Source organism: Mesorhizobium sp. BHscii (assembly GCF_053848065.1).
Window position 1 is genome coordinate 345,326 of sequence record NZ_JBSPKW010000004.1, and the last position, 15,307, is coordinate 360,632.

Here is a 15,307-nt window from a genome sequence, read left to right on the forward strand (position 1 = left end):
CTTGTAGGCGCGGCATGAGCCCACACGAAATGCCAAGTCCCATCTTGAATTTATGGTGGGTTGCGTCTATCACCCAGCGCATCTTGGAGGCCTCGGCTTCCCGGGCCGCTTTAGCTCAGTTGGTAGAGCACATCATTCGTAATGATGGGGTCAGGTGTTCGAGTCACCTAAGCGGCACCAGAATTTTCTAGGGGATTGCGGTCGCGACATCGCCCTCAGAATCCAGATCAAGACACATTTCAGGACACAAAACCGAGCGTCGGTGGTGTCGATAGTCGCCAGGACCAGCAAGGAGCGCCATGGCTCGCAGCCCCAAGGACGATGCCAATTATGAGTTCGTGGAGCGTGCTGCAAACCCGCATAGCTGGCTGCTTGCAGCCGATAACCTCCATGCTCAAGCGACGTCTTGCCCGCGCAAAAGGAAAAGGGCTGATCGTTCAGATCGACGCGAATGACAAGGTCCTGGGCCACTGGGACGAGGCGAATAAGGCGGTCTTTCTGCTAGGTGGATCGCCCCTTGAGAATGCCATCAAGGCATTCCTCGTTTATGAGAACCCGACATCATGGATCTCGAATGGTGGGCTCGCTCGTCATCTAAAATCACATTCGCCGGTCGGTCGAGGCTGATCCCTTACAAAAATAGGCACCGGCTCGTGCTCGCTACCTTCGAGATCGGGTTAGAATCTTGGGCTCGCTATCCTTGCGCCCTCTCGGTCGAAGCGTCGGCGCCTGAGCCTGCAATGACGAACGCAATCTGAACCGGCTATATTTTCCTGATGCGCGCTATGGCCGTCGGCTTCAGCGGCTGCTTTCGCAGGGTACTGGCAGGGCCCGCACGGGTTCAAAGGCCGATGGACATTTCGTGGCGATTTTCTGATCGCGGCAAGGAAGGTTTAGGCGGGCTGCGCCGGCCACCTTGGACACGTTGGACAGTCACGCGCGCGAGCCCATCAGATCAGCCTCGGCTGCACCAGGCCCCATCGGTGCGCTTCCGGCAGCTTCGGATGCTGGTGGCCGCAGCCTTCCCGGCCGAACTCGTAGATCTCGAGACCGACCTTATCGTGCAGCCACGCGCTGAGACGTAGCCGCGGTGACAGAAAGGTGACAGAGAAATCGGCGTCTCGCGGCCGCTCCCGGCAAAGGAGCGCCGCCGACCGGCCTCGTGCCAGATCCTCGATCCGGCAAACGGTTTCACCTGGATCGAGCCTGGCGAGCTGATCGAGGTAACACCGGCGATATTCGTCGACGTCGACGCTCTTGAACCATTCGCCGGGGGCGAGTTCGCGCAGCGCGGGGATCTCCCGAAGGCGATGCCCCACCGCGCGATCGATATCAGCGCGAACTGCGGCGGGAGCTGGGTAAACTCGGGAGGCTGATCAGTGCGCGTTATCCATCCTGTCCTCGCTCTTCAGGCATCAGGAGTGATTAGCCTCAGAGGCTTGGCCATTGCGCTCAACAACCGTGGGGTCAGAACGGCGTGGGGCGGCCAATGGGAGGTCTCGAACGTTCGCAACTGCCTTACATCGAAAAGTAGAACGGGCCTGCCACTCTAGCTTCGCGTCCCCCCAGTTCCGCACTGCAGTCGGACTTGATGTTCGAATTGCCGCTCATCTTGATCGTGTCGGCAACGATGCGCATGCAGCTGCTGCTAGTTCCGTTGTTGTTACCATTGTAGGTCAGGTCGCCATAGGGGAAGTATAGGACGCCGTTCAGATCAGTGGCGCCATTCCCATTGAACAGGTGGGACGATGCGTTCGCTCGTGCCGACATCATCAGCATGCCGGCATAGTCGCCTGTCTGCGGCGCGCTCAATGACAACGAGCCGTTGCCGTTCACTGTTATGCCGCCATCAGCCATGAAGATGGTCACGCCGGCGCCGGTCACTGTGCCTTTGACGGAAAGAGAACCTTCGACATAATAGAGGCCCGGCTCCAGGGTTTTGTCGCCGCTCAGATCGAGATTTCGATACCGCCCTGGACTGACTGTCAAGTCGCCAGCTTTCGGATTAGGGTACAAGATTGGTGGTACCGGTTCCACCAGGTTACCCCATGGGTCAGGCAGTCGCCACGCATTGACGCGATTTTGCTCACAATCGGTGATCAGTCCGCTGGTCGCCACTATTCCGCCAGATGATTGAATGCAGTCCGCCTCAAGGGACGCGTCGCCGCCAACATAGATGGAATCCGGAGCCGACGAATTGGAAGCGATAACGCAGCCATCCATGATGACTGTGGTGCTCCCGGCCGCCTCGAAGGCGCGCGGCGCGGCCCGGTTGAGGGCATAGACGCACGCAGTATCACCATTGTTGGACGTTATGCGAGACCGGACGAGAATGTTGGTCGATGACGGTCCATCGCCGCCGATTGAGCGCGGAATGAGATAGGTGTAGTTGAGGCTGGATTCAGTCCTGAGGCTCTGGCTTCCGTCGTTTTCCGTCGCCAGACCGTGATAGACGAGCGAGGGTATGTTATCCGCGCTTGCACCGACCGATGCCAAGTTGGCTTTGAGTAGCTTGTCGCCAAGCGCCTGTAGCTCACCGTCGCTCAGGCCCGAGTTGACCTTAACGGCGATCTCCATGCTTGCTGCATCCAGAGCCGATTGAAGCCTGCTCCGCTCGCGGTTCATGTTCGCGAAATCCACCGCGGCGCCGACTGCTGCAATCATAGGAAGCAGCATGACAACGAGACCGGTCGCAAAGTTACCGCGGCTGTCTCGAAAGAACCGTTTCACGAGCAGAATTTGGTGCATCATGCCGGCAAAATGCATCCCTGCGGCGAAGAAGTTGTTTCATTGATCACTAAACTCTTAAGTAGGACGGAATTCATCCTCACAGAAAAGCTGCCGGACGGTCAAACCGCTGTCCGGATGGAGGATGCGGCCGTTCCGTGGCCGCGAATGCAGAGCGCTCTCAGCGAGCGGGTACAGGTATCGCTCGACTGTGCACAGCGCCGAACGGTTACCCGTCGCTAATTCTATTGAAAAATAAACATTCGAAATGGGTGATCGCAGCACGAATCGTGACCTATTCCAGTTTAGAAGGGCAAGTTCTGGCGCTGAACAACACGCCAGATCCGTTCTACGCCACCATTTCGCTCCAGAACCGATCTAGCCAGGCTTTCTACAATTTTTCACGTTGGACCCCGCGGCGGTCTGTAAGCCAATCTGCAATTCGTTGGATCCGGCAACGGTTCGAACGCTGCTACGACTTGTTCATCAGTGCGAGGTTGGCATCGACCACCGAGGTATCGGTCATTCCTGCCTTGGCCTCCAGAAGCAATTCGCGGGCTTTTTTCTTGTTGCCGCGCAACAATTGCGAATACCCCATATTGTTGAGGATGTGGGCCCGGCGGCCGGCAACCACAACAAGCTGATCGTAAGCGCGGTCAGCAAAGTCGAAGCGGCCGAGCTGGTCGTAGGAGGCGGCAAGTCCCAGCCATGCCTCGGCATTGTCGGACCGAAGTTCCACCGCCTTGCGGAAGTGCTTTTCCGCCAACCCATAATTGGCTTCGCGGAACTGCGTCTTGCCAGATACGAGATCAGCCTCGCTGATGTCGGTCGTCGCCGGAGCGATCGACGTGGTCTCGGTGATGTCGACGCTGCTCGTCGTGCATCCCGTCACAATCGTCACGACTGCGACCGCAGCCAACGCGACGAATTTCGATTGCCCCATAACTTGCCCCATCCGGCCGCTTGGCGGGCCGTCTCGTCAAGCACCATAGCGGGTTCGGCTTAAGCTACGGTGGCGGGTTTCGAGCAAATATTAGGAAAGCCGAACATATTGGATTAACTATCGACTGGAGCGGATCAGTCGCCTGCCGTCATTTTCACGATGATCGGGATGATGGCGATCATCAGCACGACTGGCAGGATGCAGATCGTAACCGGCACCGACATCTTTGCCGGCAGCGCGTGCGCCTTTTCCTCAGCTATCGACATGCGTTTGTGACGCATTTCGTCCGAATAAACCCGAAGCGCGCCCGAAAGGCTGGTGCCAAGCTCCTTCGATTGCTGAAGCAGCGTGGCGAAGGAGCGTACCTCGTCGAGACTCAGGCGATCAGCCAACGATTTCAGCGCATCGTCAAGGCTGCGCCCTGCCCTGAGTTCGAGCGAGACAAGCTGAAGGTTCTGGCTGAGCGAGGGATAAGTGATGAAGAGCTCTTTCGACACCCGCTCGATCCCGGCCTCCATGCTCATGCCGGCGTCCGCGCAGACGATCATCAGGTCCATGAAATCGGGAAAACCATTGCGGTATTCCCGCATTTTCGTGCGGACCTGCAAGGTCAATACAAGACCCGGCAGAAAATAACCGGCGCCACCGGACATGATGATGAAAGTCCAGCGGCTCGGAACTGCCGATTCACCACCAAACCAGCGGACGACCAGAAACGCAACAACGGCTCCAGCCAGGAAGCCGACAAAGCGGATGACAAAAAACCTGCCGACCGCGCCTGGATCCATGTGACCAGCCTGGATGAGTTTCATCCGCAGCCGCGCAACGTTTTCCGGATCGCTTTTGGCGTAGAATTCATGGGCGGTTTTCATCGCCTTGTCGCGGACGGCGCTGGCGTTCCGTTTCGGCGCGGCGGTCGGCTTGGGTGCCTCCGCAACTTCGGAGACTTCGACCTTGAGCCGGCGCTTCCAGTCGCCGCGTCCTCCACGCGCGGTACTCCACTGCCAGAGGAGCGCTCCTCCTCCCACGGCGAGCAGCAAAAGCGCCACCGGCGCCAGCGACGTCGGGCGAAGGGAGGCAAGGAGGCCGATCAGGGTTTCCATGTCAGAATTTGAAGTTCGACATCTTGAACATCATGGCGTTGCCCAGCATTAGCCATAAGATCGAACCGCCCAACAGATACCAAGTCATCGGCTCGCCCCAGACGCTCTCGTAGAATTGCGGCATCATGACCATGATGCCGACCATCAGCAGCGCCGGTACGGCGGTCAGGATGTAGGCCGACATGCGGCCCTCGGTCGAGATTGCTCGCACTTTGCGCCGCAGCTTTCCTCGCTCGCGGATGACCGACGACAGACCATCCAGGATTTCGCGCAGATTGCCGCCTGAGCTGCTCTGGATCGACACAGCGGTGACGAACAGCGGCAGGTCCTCGTGTCCGACGCGCTCGAACAGCGAATGCAGCGCCGAAACCAGGTCGGAGCCATAGGTCACTTCGTCGGCGATCACGCCGAATTCGGTGCCGATCGGATCGGCCATTTCACGCGCCACCATCGAGATCGCCACCGGAACCGGATGCCCTGCCTTAAGGCTTCGCGTGATGAGTTCCAGAGCTTCTGGAAGCTGCATTCCGAACATCTTGTGCCGCCGCTTGCGCAAGAACCGCAGGGTCATGATCGGAAAGACCAAACACATGACCGGAAGCACTGCCAGTGCAATGATAAGCGGCAGGCCGTAGGAAACGGCAAACAGGCAGATGCCAAGCGCCAGACCCGACGTGATCAGCAGAAATTTCGGCAGTGGCAGGACCATGCCGGACTGGATCCGCAGCTCCCGAATCCGGTCGAGCGAAAGCATCGAAGCACCGCCTTCCATCCCACGCTCTTTCCGCAATTGGATCAGCACCTGCTCTTGGCTGAGCTTTTTCTCCTGCAGCTTCATTCGCCGATTGATCGCCATGCGGCGATCCCGGTGCCCGGCGTAAAGCAGGTAAAACGCTTCGGCGATCATGATGCCGGTCAGACCGGCGCCGGCATAAATCACATAGATGGCGCTGAATCCCTCGAGCATTGATTATTCCTGCTGTCTGCCAGGCTCGAAATACCGCCCAGGAAATTCGATGCCCATCGCCTTCAGGTCTTCGAGGAAGCGCGGGCGCAGGCCGGTCGCCTCGAAGTGGCCAAGGATCGTCCCGTCCGCTTCTGTGCCGGTGCGTACGAAGCGAAATATCTCCTGCATCTGGATCACGTCGCCTTCCATCCCGGTTACTTCGGCGACGCTCGTGACCTTGCGCTTGCCGTCGGAAAGCCGGGTAAGCTGCACGATGATGTCGAGCGCGCTTGCGATCTGGCTGCGGATCGACTGCACGGTCATCGGCATTCCGGTCATGCCGAGCATCTGTTCGAGACGGGAAATCGCGTCGCGCGGCGTGTTGGCATGAATGGTCGCCATCGAGCCTTCGTGGCCGGTGTTCATCGCCTGAAGCATGTCGAAGGCTTCCTCGCCGCGGCACTCGCCGAGGATGACGCGGTCCGGCCGCATGCGCAGCGCGTTTTTGACCAGATCGCGCTGCTTGAGTTCGCCGTGACCTTCGATATTGGCCGGCCTTGTCTCCATGCGCGCCACATGCGGCTGCTGCAATTGCAGTTCGGCCGCGTCTTCGATGGTGATCAGGCGTTCGTCTTCGGGGATGAAGGCCGACAGCGCGTTCAGCATCGTCGTCTTGCCGGTGCCGGTGCCGCCGGAAATAATCGTCGTCTTGCGGGCATGGACTGCGGCGGCAAGGACTTCGGCCATGTTCTGCGTGACCGCACCGAATTCGACGAGCTTATGCAGACCGAGCTTATTCTTGGAGAATTTGCGGATGGATACCAGCGGCCCGTCGACACCGACCGGTCGGATGGCGGCATTGAAGCGTGAGCCGTCGAGCATGCGCGCGTCGACCATCGGCTGGGATTCATCGACGCGGCGGCCGACGGCCGCAACGATCTTGTTGATGATGCGTATGAGGTGAGCTTCGTCCTTGAACGGAATATGCACCTGCTCGAGCTTGCCATGCCGCTCGACGAAGCAACTGCGATGGCCGTTGATCAGGATGTCGTTGATGGTTGGGTCTTTCAGCAACGGCTCGAGCGGGCCGAGGCCGACCATTTCGTCGACAATGTCATCCACCAGCGCGTCGAGTTCGGCGACATTGACCGCAAGCCGTTCGCCGCGCGCCTTCTCGGAGACGAAATCATGCACCTGCCGCTGCATCTCGTCGCGCGGCAGGCGCTCGAGCGCTACGAGGTTGATCTCTTCGATCAGCATGCGGTGGATGCGCATTCTGGCGTCGAGGACCTTCGTGGGCTTTGCCGGTCCCACCTCGGGTTTCGGCGGGGCCGGCTTGCGTGTCGTCGGGATGACGACCGGCCGATGCTGGATTGGCGCCTGCTCCTGCCGGCTTTCCGGCGTGGCATCGCGTTTCTGGAGCGTCGAAAATCGGCTGATCACCCGGCTCTCCTCAAGAGACTTTTGCCGAGCCCGAACAGTGAACGCTTTTTCCGCGTTTCCGCCACGACTTCGTCAGGCAGGACTATTCGCCTGAGATCGTTGACGACACTCGCGTTGGGGTCGATCTCGTGCAGCGGAACGCCGCGATCGACGGCCTCGCGCACCAGCTTGTAATTGTTCGAGATGCCGCCGACGAAATGCTCGCCGAGGAATGCCTGGACGTCGGCCCGCTTGATGCCGCTTTCGAACAGGCGTTGTTCGAAGCGGTTGACGATGACGTTTGGCTTCACCTCCTTGCCCACCGTCTCATAAACGGCCTGGATCAGCCGCTGCGTATGGCGCAGGCAGGGCACGGTCATTTCGGCGACGATGTAGAGCTTGTTTGAGCCCAGCAGCACGGTCTCCGTCCAGGGAAACCACGTGCGCGGCATGTCGATGACGACATTGTCGTAATAGGCGGAGACGAGGTCCAGCATGCGGACAACCACGTCGGCGTTGAACGTGCGCATCTCCGCTGGCCGCGGAGGCGCAGCCAGCACGCAGAGACCGCTCGCATGTTTCGAGAGCATCACGTCAAGCAGCTGGCGGTCAAGGCGTTCCGGCTGATTCTCGATTTCGTTGATGTCGAAGCGTGGCTCGAGGTCGAGATATTCGGCGCATGAGCCTTGCTGGAAATTGAGATCGACTACGCAGGTCGACGATCCGCGCGTTACCGAATGGTGGAGCTGGAACGCGGTTTGCAGTGTCAGCGTGGTGGTGCCTACCCCCCCGGCGGCGGGCATGAACGTGTAGATTTGCGACTCGGTGTTCTCTTCGCGCCCCGGTCCCTCAAGCGCGCGAACGCAGGAGCGAACAAGATCGGCGGTGGTCAGCGGCTTGACCAGAAAATCGGCGACCTGAAGCTGAACCAGGATGCGCGCGGCGGACGCATTGAATTCCTGAGTCACAACGATGATTGCAGCGCGCCTCTCGAGCCGCCGCGTAATGCGCTGCAGCGCCTCGATCTCGTTGAGCTTGGCCGCATCCATGTCGACGATCACCGCGCTGCAATCAGCCTCCTGGATTTCGCCGCGTAACTCGGTGACGTTCTTCTCGACCGTAACAAGCGCAACCGCCTCCGACGAGGCGAACGCCGTCCTCGTTTTCTGCACAAAGCTCTTGTCGGTGGAAACAAGCACGATCCGCTTGGTTTTTCCGGGATTTGCCATTCTTCTCGCACGCGCGTTTGGTGGCCTGATCAGTAACCGGCCGTGGGTTGCGATGCTTTTTCCTCGACCGCTTTCGCGGCCGCGCTAGGCTGGGCGCCGCGGTTTGCTGGCACCCGAAGCCGGGTGCGTTCGACGCCCTCAGGCCACGGATCCACCATCTGCATCACGGTGTTGGCCGCCATCGCATTGCCCGCGCCCTGGGTCAGCCCGTCGAGACGCATCGTCTCCTCGGTTGCACAACCGCTGGCAGAGGCAAGCATTGCAACGGCGCCGATTGAAAGCGTTCGCATGCTCATTCCTTTGGGAGATCGAGGAAGTGGCCGACTTTTGTGGCTGGAGCGGCAGCGTCGGTTGCGGTCCCGCCATTGTGGGCGGCTTCGACGGTTTTCACCTCCTCCACATTGCCCAGAAAATAATCGACATTGCTTGCCGGCAAGGTGCCGTCAGCCGGCGTCAGCGGCTTCTTCGATGGGTCCATCGGCTTAACGAGGTACGGCGTGACGATGATGACCAGGTCTGTTTCGCGCCGCTGATACGCTCTGGAACTGAACAGCGGGCCGAGCACCGGCAACTTGCCCAGACCTGGAACGCGCTGCTGAACCATGTCGTTCTCGCTTTGCAGCAAGCCTGCCATCATAAAACTCTGACCGCTTTTCAGATCGATCGACGTGTGCGCGCGCCGCACCACAAAACCCGGGATGGAGATATTGCCGATATTGTAGGAAGCCGATCTATCGATCGAGGAGACCTCCGGCTCGATGTCGAGAGCGATCAGGCCGTCGCTTAGCACGGTCGGTGTGAAGTCCAGACTGACGCCGAACTTTTTGTATTCGACTGAGATCTTGCCGTCCTCTTCCGAGACTGGGATCGGAAACTCGCCGCCCGCCAGGAAGCTCGCTTTTTCACCCGAGCGCGCAATTAGGTTCGGTTCGGCAAGGCGTCGCGCGACACCGCGGTCTTCCAGAGCCTTGATGGCGACATCGATTGACACGCCGTTGGAGAGAAGGCCGCCGATGAGCTGTGCCGCGGGAGTCGCCTTAGAAACCGAAGGGGTGGAGTTGAACGAGACGCCGCCATTGCTGCCGATGTATGTCACGCCGATTTTGGTGCCGAGTTCCTGTCCCACCTGCCGGTTGATTTCGACGAAGCGCACATTCAGCTGAACCTGCTGCGACGAGGAAATATTGACCGAGTTGATGACCGTTTCTTCGCCCGAAAAATTGGTGGCGATCCGAGTCGCCTTATCAACCGCCAACGCATCTTCGGCTGAGCCGGACAGAACAAGCCGGCCATTCGCCGAGCTAACCTTTATGTTGGCCCCCGGCACGCTGTCGCGGATGGTGCTGGCCAAACGGTCGGTGTCGAGCGTCACCTCGATGTCCATCGTACCGACCAGTTGCTTGTTTTCGTCGTAGAGAGCGATGCCCGTGGTGCCGAGATTACTGCCGAGCAGGTAGAAGGAGCGGTCCGTCAGCGGATTGACATTGGCGATCTCTGGATCGCCAATGACGATCTCGTAGAACGGCACATCGGTCTTGATCGTTCTGGTCTTTCCCCTGGCGAGCTTGATCGACATGTTTTTGGTCGAGGTAACGTAAACCACGCCGTTGCCGGCCTCAGCGTTTCCAACGCCAACCAGAAAGTGTCCCGCCGCAAACGAGATCGCCAGCAAGGCTATTCCGGCAGCATGCGCGCCGCTCCGATACAAATTGCCCACCCACCCAAACATTGCCTGTCCCCAAAAATCCGGCACCCCTGCCGGTGTCGTGTCACTTGTCCGGCGCAACAACCTGATAGGATTGCGGGTTGGTGCCGCGCGTCACAATCACGGTCTTGAATTTTTGCGCTTCCGGCCCCTCTGCGGCGATTGCCTCGATGACTGCGCCCGCAGCATCCGACGCGCCGGCCGCCACCGAGCCGCCAAATGAAGAGATGGTCGTCAAACCGTCTGTCGAACCACCGCCTTCGCTTGAGGCGCGCAGCGACAGCGACAGCGTGCCCACCGTGCGGGCCAGCGCCACCTTCTGCGCGCCCTCGGCATTGACCTCGATGGTCACAGAATTAGCGATCTGCGGACTGATCTGCCGCTCGTCGGCGCCCTGGCCGACGGTCAGCACCTTGGCGCTCTCGACCACGATCTCGCTGGTCAGCGTCGAACCGGCCGCGCCTTCGGCATTTTTCGCGACTTCGGTGATGGCGCCGGCGTCGCGCGTCAGCACCACGTCGACATGGTCGCCGGGCATAACGAAGCCGCCGACGCCGGCTATTTCGTCGGTGCGGATTGTCACCGCCCGCATGCCGGGCGAAAGCAGGTTCGACAGCGTCGCGCGCCCATTGGGACCCGACAGTTTTGCAAGCAAAAGCGGCTCGTTGATCTCGAGGGGTGAAAGCACGACACGACTTCCCTCGGCCAAAGCTTCGTTGATCGTCGTGAAGGCGCCCTGCGGAAGCGAATCCTGCGGCCACGGAATTTCCGCCAGTTGCGTCCGCTCTAGCGCCATGCCGAAGCGCAGCGGCGCCTTGGCGACAACGATCGTCTGAAACTGCATCGCCGGCGGCGCGGGTGTCGGAACTGCGAGCGAAATCCCTCCGGCACGAGCGTTTGCTTCGCTCTTAATCCAGAGATCGGCGGCAAAGATCGAGGCCGCGCCGAACACCGCGGCGATGCCGATCATTGTAATGGCTTTGCCCTTCACACCCGATACCTCAAAATGCACCCTTCTTGTCTTTTATCTTTGGCCGGACGCTACCGGGCGATTCTGAACAATTAGAAACTTCGCTTATTCGAATTGGAGCTATCGTTGCGTCTGGTTACCGAACCCTTGGACCTTTTTCCGCAATTTGAGTGAGCGCCATTTACTTTTGGGTCGAAATTCACTTGGCTCGACGTTTCCGGCACGCCGTCACGTTGTTGGCACGGTCAATGCGGCCAGAAGCAATCTGCAGTTTTCAGGAACGAGTCCATAGGCCTCTGTGAAATGCTTCGCCATCTAATCTGCGATGGCGTCGCTACCGTGAGCGCCCGGGTCCCCGTTCCGGTGATCGGCCTCTTCAAGACCTAGCGCGCCGGCACCGGCGTCTACATCGCGGCCGGTGGCAGGACTTTCTGGCATTTTATCTCGGCGTGCAGGCTGTTTCGACTACACGGAACATGCAGTTGGATATCTGGGCTGACCCATGGCGAACCCGATCTTGTACGGTTATGGTGACAAGTTGGAACGTACGCTTTCCGTCGCTATATTCTTAATTGTATTTACGTGTCCGATCGTCATCTTGCTTTTCAACATTGATTCTATCAGAATGGAAATACCGTATTCAAAAATTGTTTTCGGACGAGACAAGACTGACGATAGCATCGGACCCTTTTCTAGGCGTACTAGGATTCTTTTCGCTATTCTCTGATTCTGTGCTTTCCATGGTAATGATTCGCTTTTAATTTGGCGCTGCTCTACGAAAGTTGCCCACGTCGTGTCTGAAGTATTCCGCGACGACCGTCCTTAACTCGATCACTTTAGATAGAGCGGCCTTCAAGACGTTGGATGTCACAGCGCGATCAACCCCAACGTTTCAGAAAATCACGTCTGTGGCGCCGCATGGATCACTGCGACGCTGCCGGCGACAGTCGCAATATTCTTGCCGCTGGCTCGTCGGTCAACGCCATTACCGCGCCGTCGGGAGCCTGCACCACGTCCCGGATACGCCTGCCGAGAGCGAGGACTTCCTCGCCGGCGACCTGCTTTCCGTCAATCCTGACACGAACGATGCCTTCCGCCGACAGTCCGCCAATCAGGAGGTCGCCCCGCCAATCGGCAAACATGTCGCCGGTGTAGAAGGTCATGCCGGAAGGCGAGATGACGGGCGTCCAGCTATGGATGGAGCCGGCAAACTCCGGCCTCGTCGACGGATCGGGGATGCGTTTGCCCGAATAGTGCCGGCCCCAGCTGACCACGGGCCAGCCGTAATTCTTGCCTGCTTCCGGAATGTTTAGCTCATCGCCGCCGCGCGGTCCCATTTCCGCCGTCCAGAGCACGCCGGTTTCGGGATGGAGCGCAGCACTTTGCACATTGCGATGGCCGTAGGACCAGATCTCGTCGGCGCCGTCCTTGCCGACGAAAGGATTGTCGTCAGACACAGATCCATCGGGATTGATACGGACGATCGTCCCGAGATGATTGTTCGGGTCCTGCGCCTGTTGCGCCTTGCCGCGATCGCCGAGCGTGACGAAGAGCTTGCCGTCCGGCGCGAATACCAGGCGGGAGCCGTAGTGGTGCCGGCTGGACACGGCTGGTTCCTGCCGGAAGATCACTTCGAAGTTTGAAAGCGCGCCGCCGTTCTCCTCCAGACGTCCACGGCCGACGGAGGTGGCCGCGCCGCCGCCGCGTTCCTCTGAGTAGGAGAGATAAACCGTCCGGTTGTTGGCAAAGTCCGGATCGAGCGCCACATCCAGCAGACCGCCTTGTCCGCTGGCGAGGACGTCCGGCACACCGTCGATCGGATCGGAAACGGCCCCCTCGGTCGAGACGAGCCGCAGGCGCCCCGGACGCTCGGTGACCAGCATTGCGCCGTCGGGCAGGTAGGTCGCGCCCCAGGGATGTTCGAGCCCTTCGGCAAAGGTCTCGACCGCAATGCGGCCGGTCTCGCTCTCGATGCTGCCGTCCTGCGCGAGCGTGGTCGAGGGCGCACCGAAGGCAAGAAGAAAAGACGAAGCAATGAATATCCGCAGCATGATTTCTCCATCCGAACGGGGGCATAGGGGAGGAGCCGCCGGCTCCCCGATATAATGACCGACTGCCGATGCAGTTCCAAGCTGGCGCGCGCGCCTAGGTTTTCAACTATGACCAGGTCCGGATCGAGCGAGATGAGCACGGGGCCTGTGGCACCCTCAGTACGATCTACCTAAAAAGAAGCCAAATGAGCGCGAACTGAAAAACCATCGAGACACAACTGAAACACATCTGCGCGCAGGCGACATGCACGCGAAACGCTCTGGGGCGATGGTCACCCCAAGCCAGGAACGCAGGAGCGTCGCCGATGACACCCGACCAGATCAGACTTGTCCAGGACAGTTTTCGCGAGGTCGTCCCGATTCGCGTGGCCGCCGCCGCGCTGTTCTATGACCGCCTGTTCGCGATCGACGCGGACCTTCGCGCGCTGTTTCCGGTGAGAGACATGACCAAGCAAGGCGCCAAGCTGATGGCGAGCCTGGGCTTCGTCGTGCACGGATTGGGCCGTGCCGACACCATCCTCCCGACCGTGCGCGTGCTCGCCAAGCGTCACGTGACCTACGGCGTCGAGGAGCGTCATTACCCGATCGTCGGGCAAGCGCTCATCGAGACGCTGGCAGTCGGCCTCGGTCGGGCTTTTACACCGGCTGTCCGCGACGCTTGGGAGGCAGCCTACGGGTTGCTCGCGAATGTGATGATCGCGGCTGCCCGCGAGGATCAGCTCGCAGCGTGACTTGGTTGGATGCAGCCGAAGGCGACCATCCAGCCGAACAACAATTCTAAATGGAGAGAAATACGATGTTCAGATACACAGTTCTTGCAGCGCTTTGCGTTGTGGCAGGTTCCGCTTCTGCCGGCGAACTCACGGCCCGTCAGGGTGGGAGCGTCGATCTCGGCAACTTTCACGGCGTCGTCTACTACACGGAGGCGGCTGACGGCTACCGGGTGGTCACCACGATGGCGGCGGGCGAAGAAAGTTTGCCAGTACGCTTCGTCGCGACCCTCACCGAGGGCCAGGCGTTCGTGATCTCGGTCCCGGGCGAGTTGGCAGGGGCCGGCCAGGCACTCGAAATCTCGCGCGCCCAAGGCAAGCTCGTTGTCGCCGAGGTGGAGTCCACCCAGTAACGGGCGGAAAGTTGACGTTGCGACGTAACTGAATAGCCTTGCGCTTGCTTTCCGCGTCTTCCAACAACGCGACGAGACAATCAGCACCGCCAAAGGGATGACTATCGTCCCAACCTCGGAGAACTAGATGCTCAAGGTGCAATGCGCAGAGGTTCGATTTCGACTTTTTGAGTGCGGTCGATTTTTCCTGGCGCTGATCGGCGCTGGCGTGCTTGCGTCGGCCGCCTTTGCCGATGCCGAGCCCACGATCCTTGCCGTCGCGGATTTCGAGTTCAAGGATACATCAGGCGAAGTCAGGGACCAGACCGCCGAACACGAGGCGCGACTGAAGGCATTTGGCGTTGCGTTGCATGATGGTCTTTCGGGCAACCAGAAGATCGACCTCGTCGCACTACCCTGTCAGGCAGAACACTGCACCATTAAGGACCCCGGCCTTGTCGATCTCTCCAAGCGGGCAAGAACAGTCAGCGCGAAATATCTCCTGATCGGTCAGGTGCACAAGATGAGCACGCTGGTTGGCTGGGTGAAGTTCGCAGTGCTGGATTTGAACGACAACAAACCTGTCTGCGATCGATACCTGACCTACCGCGGGGATACCGACGAAGCGCGGCGACGCGCAGCAGAGTTCACGGCCCGCGACATCGAGAAGCACTGCATTCCGTAGCGTTGCGTTTATCACCAGCGCATCTTGGAAGACTTGGCTTCCCGGGCCGCTTTAGCTCCGTTGGTAGAGCACATCATTCGTAATGATGGGGTCAGGTGTTCGAGTCACGCAAGCGGCACCAGTTGTTTCATAGGCTTAGGTGCACTGCCCGCAAGCTCAAAGCCTTTCCATCAAGACGCGTTCCGAGGCACAAATGGCGCCATTCGTGTCAGGCTTCTTCCTCTCTGCCGGTTCGTCCACCTTACGTCTGGCCGGCCCCATCAAGCCACTCTCCATTGATGCGGCGCCGTCATCTCCTTTCTGGACCTCGCCATAACGCTGATGCGTGCGGTCAACCCCCCGGAACCGCTCCGTGTGTCAATGTGATCGTCCAGAAAGGGCATCCCTCGAATGGACGAAGACAGGCCCAGATTTAAGCGTACTT

At 59.6% G+C, this 15,307-nt stretch carries 16 protein-coding genes and 2 tRNA genes; 7 read left to right on the forward strand and 11 right to left on the reverse strand.

Features of this window, described 5'->3' with window-relative positions; all coding sequences use genetic code 11:
* Window positions 1-104 precede the first annotated feature (104 nt).
* Window positions 105-180, forward strand: a tRNA-Thr gene (locus ACWTU7_RS08910).
* 210 nt (window positions 181-390) lie between these two features.
* Window positions 391-627: a hypothetical protein gene (locus tag ACWTU7_RS08915; protein WP_455838345.1), complete on the forward strand. Its 237-nt coding sequence runs from the start codon at window positions 391-393 to the stop codon at window positions 625-627.
* Window positions 628-950: 323 nt separating this feature from the next.
* Here the strand turns inward: ACWTU7_RS08915 and ACWTU7_RS08920 are convergent, their stop codons facing one another.
* Window positions 951-1,319: a hypothetical protein gene (locus ACWTU7_RS08920; RefSeq protein WP_455838344.1), complete on the reverse strand. Its 369-nt coding sequence runs from the start codon at window positions 1,317-1,319 to the stop codon at window positions 951-953.
* A gap of 102 nt (window positions 1,320-1,421) precedes the next feature.
* Here ACWTU7_RS08920 and ACWTU7_RS08925 point away from each other — a divergent pair, with 102 nt between their 5' ends.
* Window positions 1,422-1,553 (forward strand): recombinase family protein, encoded by a 132-nt coding sequence (locus ACWTU7_RS08925; RefSeq protein WP_348984084.1) that lies wholly within the window; start codon window positions 1,422-1,424, stop codon window positions 1,551-1,553.
* On the opposite strand, the gene ACWTU7_RS08930 is transcribed toward ACWTU7_RS08925, so the two are convergent.
* From ACWTU7_RS08930 to ACWTU7_RS08975, 10 genes are all read right to left on the reverse strand, one after another.
* The gene (locus tag ACWTU7_RS08930) at window positions 1,519-2,751 is read right to left on the reverse strand and encodes a TadE/TadG family type IV pilus assembly protein (RefSeq protein ID WP_455838342.1); all 1,233 of its coding nucleotides are present in this window, start codon (window positions 2,749-2,751) and stop codon (window positions 1,519-1,521) included. The two genes, ACWTU7_RS08925 and ACWTU7_RS08930, sit on opposite strands and share 35 nt — an antisense overlap.
* Window positions 2,752-3,199: 448 nt before the next feature.
* On the reverse strand, window positions 3,200-3,670 hold the full coding sequence (locus ACWTU7_RS08935) for a tetratricopeptide repeat protein (protein WP_455838341.1): 471 nt from the start codon (window positions 3,668-3,670) through the stop codon (window positions 3,200-3,202).
* Between the two features lie 134 nt (window positions 3,671-3,804).
* Window positions 3,805-4,773, reverse strand: coding sequence for a type II secretion system F family protein (locus tag ACWTU7_RS08940; protein WP_455838340.1), 969 nt, complete (start codon window positions 4,771-4,773; stop codon window positions 3,805-3,807).
* 1 nt (window position 4,774) lies between these two features.
* Window positions 4,775-5,740, reverse strand: coding sequence for a type II secretion system F family protein (locus ACWTU7_RS08945; RefSeq protein ID WP_095493652.1), 966 nt, complete (start codon window positions 5,738-5,740; stop codon window positions 4,775-4,777).
* A gap of 3 nt (window positions 5,741-5,743) precedes the next feature.
* On the reverse strand, window positions 5,744-7,162 hold the full coding sequence (locus tag ACWTU7_RS08950) for a CpaF family protein (protein WP_095521108.1): 1,419 nt from the start codon (window positions 7,160-7,162) through the stop codon (window positions 5,744-5,746).
* The gene (locus tag ACWTU7_RS08955; protein WP_455838339.1) at window positions 7,159-8,370 is read right to left on the reverse strand and encodes an AAA family ATPase; all 1,212 of its coding nucleotides are present in this window, start codon (window positions 8,368-8,370) and stop codon (window positions 7,159-7,161) included. The genes ACWTU7_RS08950 and ACWTU7_RS08955 overlap by 4 nt, the downstream gene beginning before the upstream one ends.
* Before the next feature lie 29 nt (window positions 8,371-8,399).
* On the reverse strand, window positions 8,400-8,660 hold the full coding sequence (locus ACWTU7_RS08960) for a hypothetical protein (protein ID WP_455838338.1): 261 nt from the start codon (window positions 8,658-8,660) through the stop codon (window positions 8,400-8,402).
* Between the two features lie 2 nt (window positions 8,661-8,662).
* On the reverse strand, window positions 8,663-10,099 hold the full coding sequence (locus tag ACWTU7_RS08965; protein WP_455838337.1) for a type II and III secretion system protein family protein: 1,437 nt from the start codon (window positions 10,097-10,099) through the stop codon (window positions 8,663-8,665).
* A 40-nt stretch (window positions 10,100-10,139) separates the two neighbouring features.
* Complete coding sequence (cpaB, locus tag ACWTU7_RS08970; protein ID WP_287093082.1) at window positions 10,140-11,066, reverse strand: Flp pilus assembly protein CpaB; 927 nt, start codon at window positions 11,064-11,066, stop codon at window positions 10,140-10,142.
* Between the two features lie 902 nt (window positions 11,067-11,968).
* Window positions 11,969-13,096 (reverse strand): PQQ-dependent sugar dehydrogenase, encoded by a 1,128-nt coding sequence (locus ACWTU7_RS08975; RefSeq protein WP_455838336.1) that lies wholly within the window; start codon window positions 13,094-13,096, stop codon window positions 11,969-11,971.
* A gap of 305 nt (window positions 13,097-13,401) precedes the next feature.
* Here ACWTU7_RS08975 and ACWTU7_RS08980 point away from each other — a divergent pair, with 305 nt between their 5' ends.
* From ACWTU7_RS08980 to ACWTU7_RS08995, 4 genes are all read left to right on the forward strand, one after another.
* The gene (locus ACWTU7_RS08980; protein WP_455838335.1) at window positions 13,402-13,827 is read left to right on the forward strand and encodes a globin family protein; all 426 of its coding nucleotides are present in this window, start codon (window positions 13,402-13,404) and stop codon (window positions 13,825-13,827) included.
* A 65-nt stretch (window positions 13,828-13,892) separates the two neighbouring features.
* Entirely contained in the window at window positions 13,893-14,219 is a 327-nt protein-coding gene (locus tag ACWTU7_RS08985; protein WP_455838334.1) for a hypothetical protein, read from the forward strand.
* A gap of 127 nt (window positions 14,220-14,346) precedes the next feature.
* Entirely contained in the window at window positions 14,347-14,883 is a 537-nt protein-coding gene (locus tag ACWTU7_RS08990) for a DUF2380 domain-containing protein (protein ID WP_455838333.1), read from the forward strand.
* Between the two features lie 45 nt (window positions 14,884-14,928).
* A tRNA-Thr gene (locus ACWTU7_RS08995) sits at window positions 14,929-15,004 on the forward strand.
* Window positions 15,005-15,307 lie beyond the last annotated feature (303 nt).

What these genes read in the sequence shown, in the direction of transcription:
- ACWTU7_RS08930 (WP_455838342.1), bottom strand. Translation starts at nt 2,751, where the DNA reads ATGATGCACCAAATTCTGCTCGTGAAACGGTTCTTTCGAGACAGCCGC.
- ACWTU7_RS08980 (WP_455838335.1), top strand. Translation starts at nt 13,402, where the DNA reads ATGACACCCGACCAGATCAGACTTGTCCAGGACAGTTTTCGCGAGGTC.
- ACWTU7_RS08960 (WP_455838338.1), bottom strand. Translation starts at nt 8,660, where the DNA reads ATGCGAACGCTTTCAATCGGCGCCGTTGCAATGCTTGCCTCTGCCAGC.
- ACWTU7_RS08975 (WP_455838336.1), bottom strand. Translation starts at nt 13,096, where the DNA reads ATGCTGCGGATATTCATTGCTTCGTCTTTTCTTCTTGCCTTCGGTGCG.
- ACWTU7_RS08940 (WP_455838340.1), bottom strand. Translation starts at nt 4,773, where the DNA reads ATGGAAACCCTGATCGGCCTCCTTGCCTCCCTTCGCCCGACGTCGCTG.
- ACWTU7_RS08955 (WP_455838339.1), bottom strand. Translation starts at nt 8,370, where the DNA reads ATGGCAAATCCCGGAAAAACCAAGCGGATCGTGCTTGTTTCCACCGAC.
- ACWTU7_RS08945 (WP_095493652.1), bottom strand. Translation starts at nt 5,740, where the DNA reads ATGCTCGAGGGATTCAGCGCCATCTATGTGATTTATGCCGGCGCCGGT.
- ACWTU7_RS08915 (WP_455838345.1), top strand. Translation starts at nt 391, where the DNA reads ATGCTCAAGCGACGTCTTGCCCGCGCAAAAGGAAAAGGGCTGATCGTT.
- ACWTU7_RS08990 (WP_455838333.1), top strand. Translation starts at nt 14,347, where the DNA reads ATGCTCAAGGTGCAATGCGCAGAGGTTCGATTTCGACTTTTTGAGTGC.
- ACWTU7_RS08985 (WP_455838334.1), top strand. Translation starts at nt 13,893, where the DNA reads ATGTTCAGATACACAGTTCTTGCAGCGCTTTGCGTTGTGGCAGGTTCC.
- ACWTU7_RS08935 (WP_455838341.1), bottom strand. Translation starts at nt 3,670, where the DNA reads ATGGGGCAATCGAAATTCGTCGCGTTGGCTGCGGTCGCAGTCGTGACG.
- ACWTU7_RS08965 (WP_455838337.1), bottom strand. Translation starts at nt 10,099, where the DNA reads ATGTTTGGGTGGGTGGGCAATTTGTATCGGAGCGGCGCGCATGCTGCC.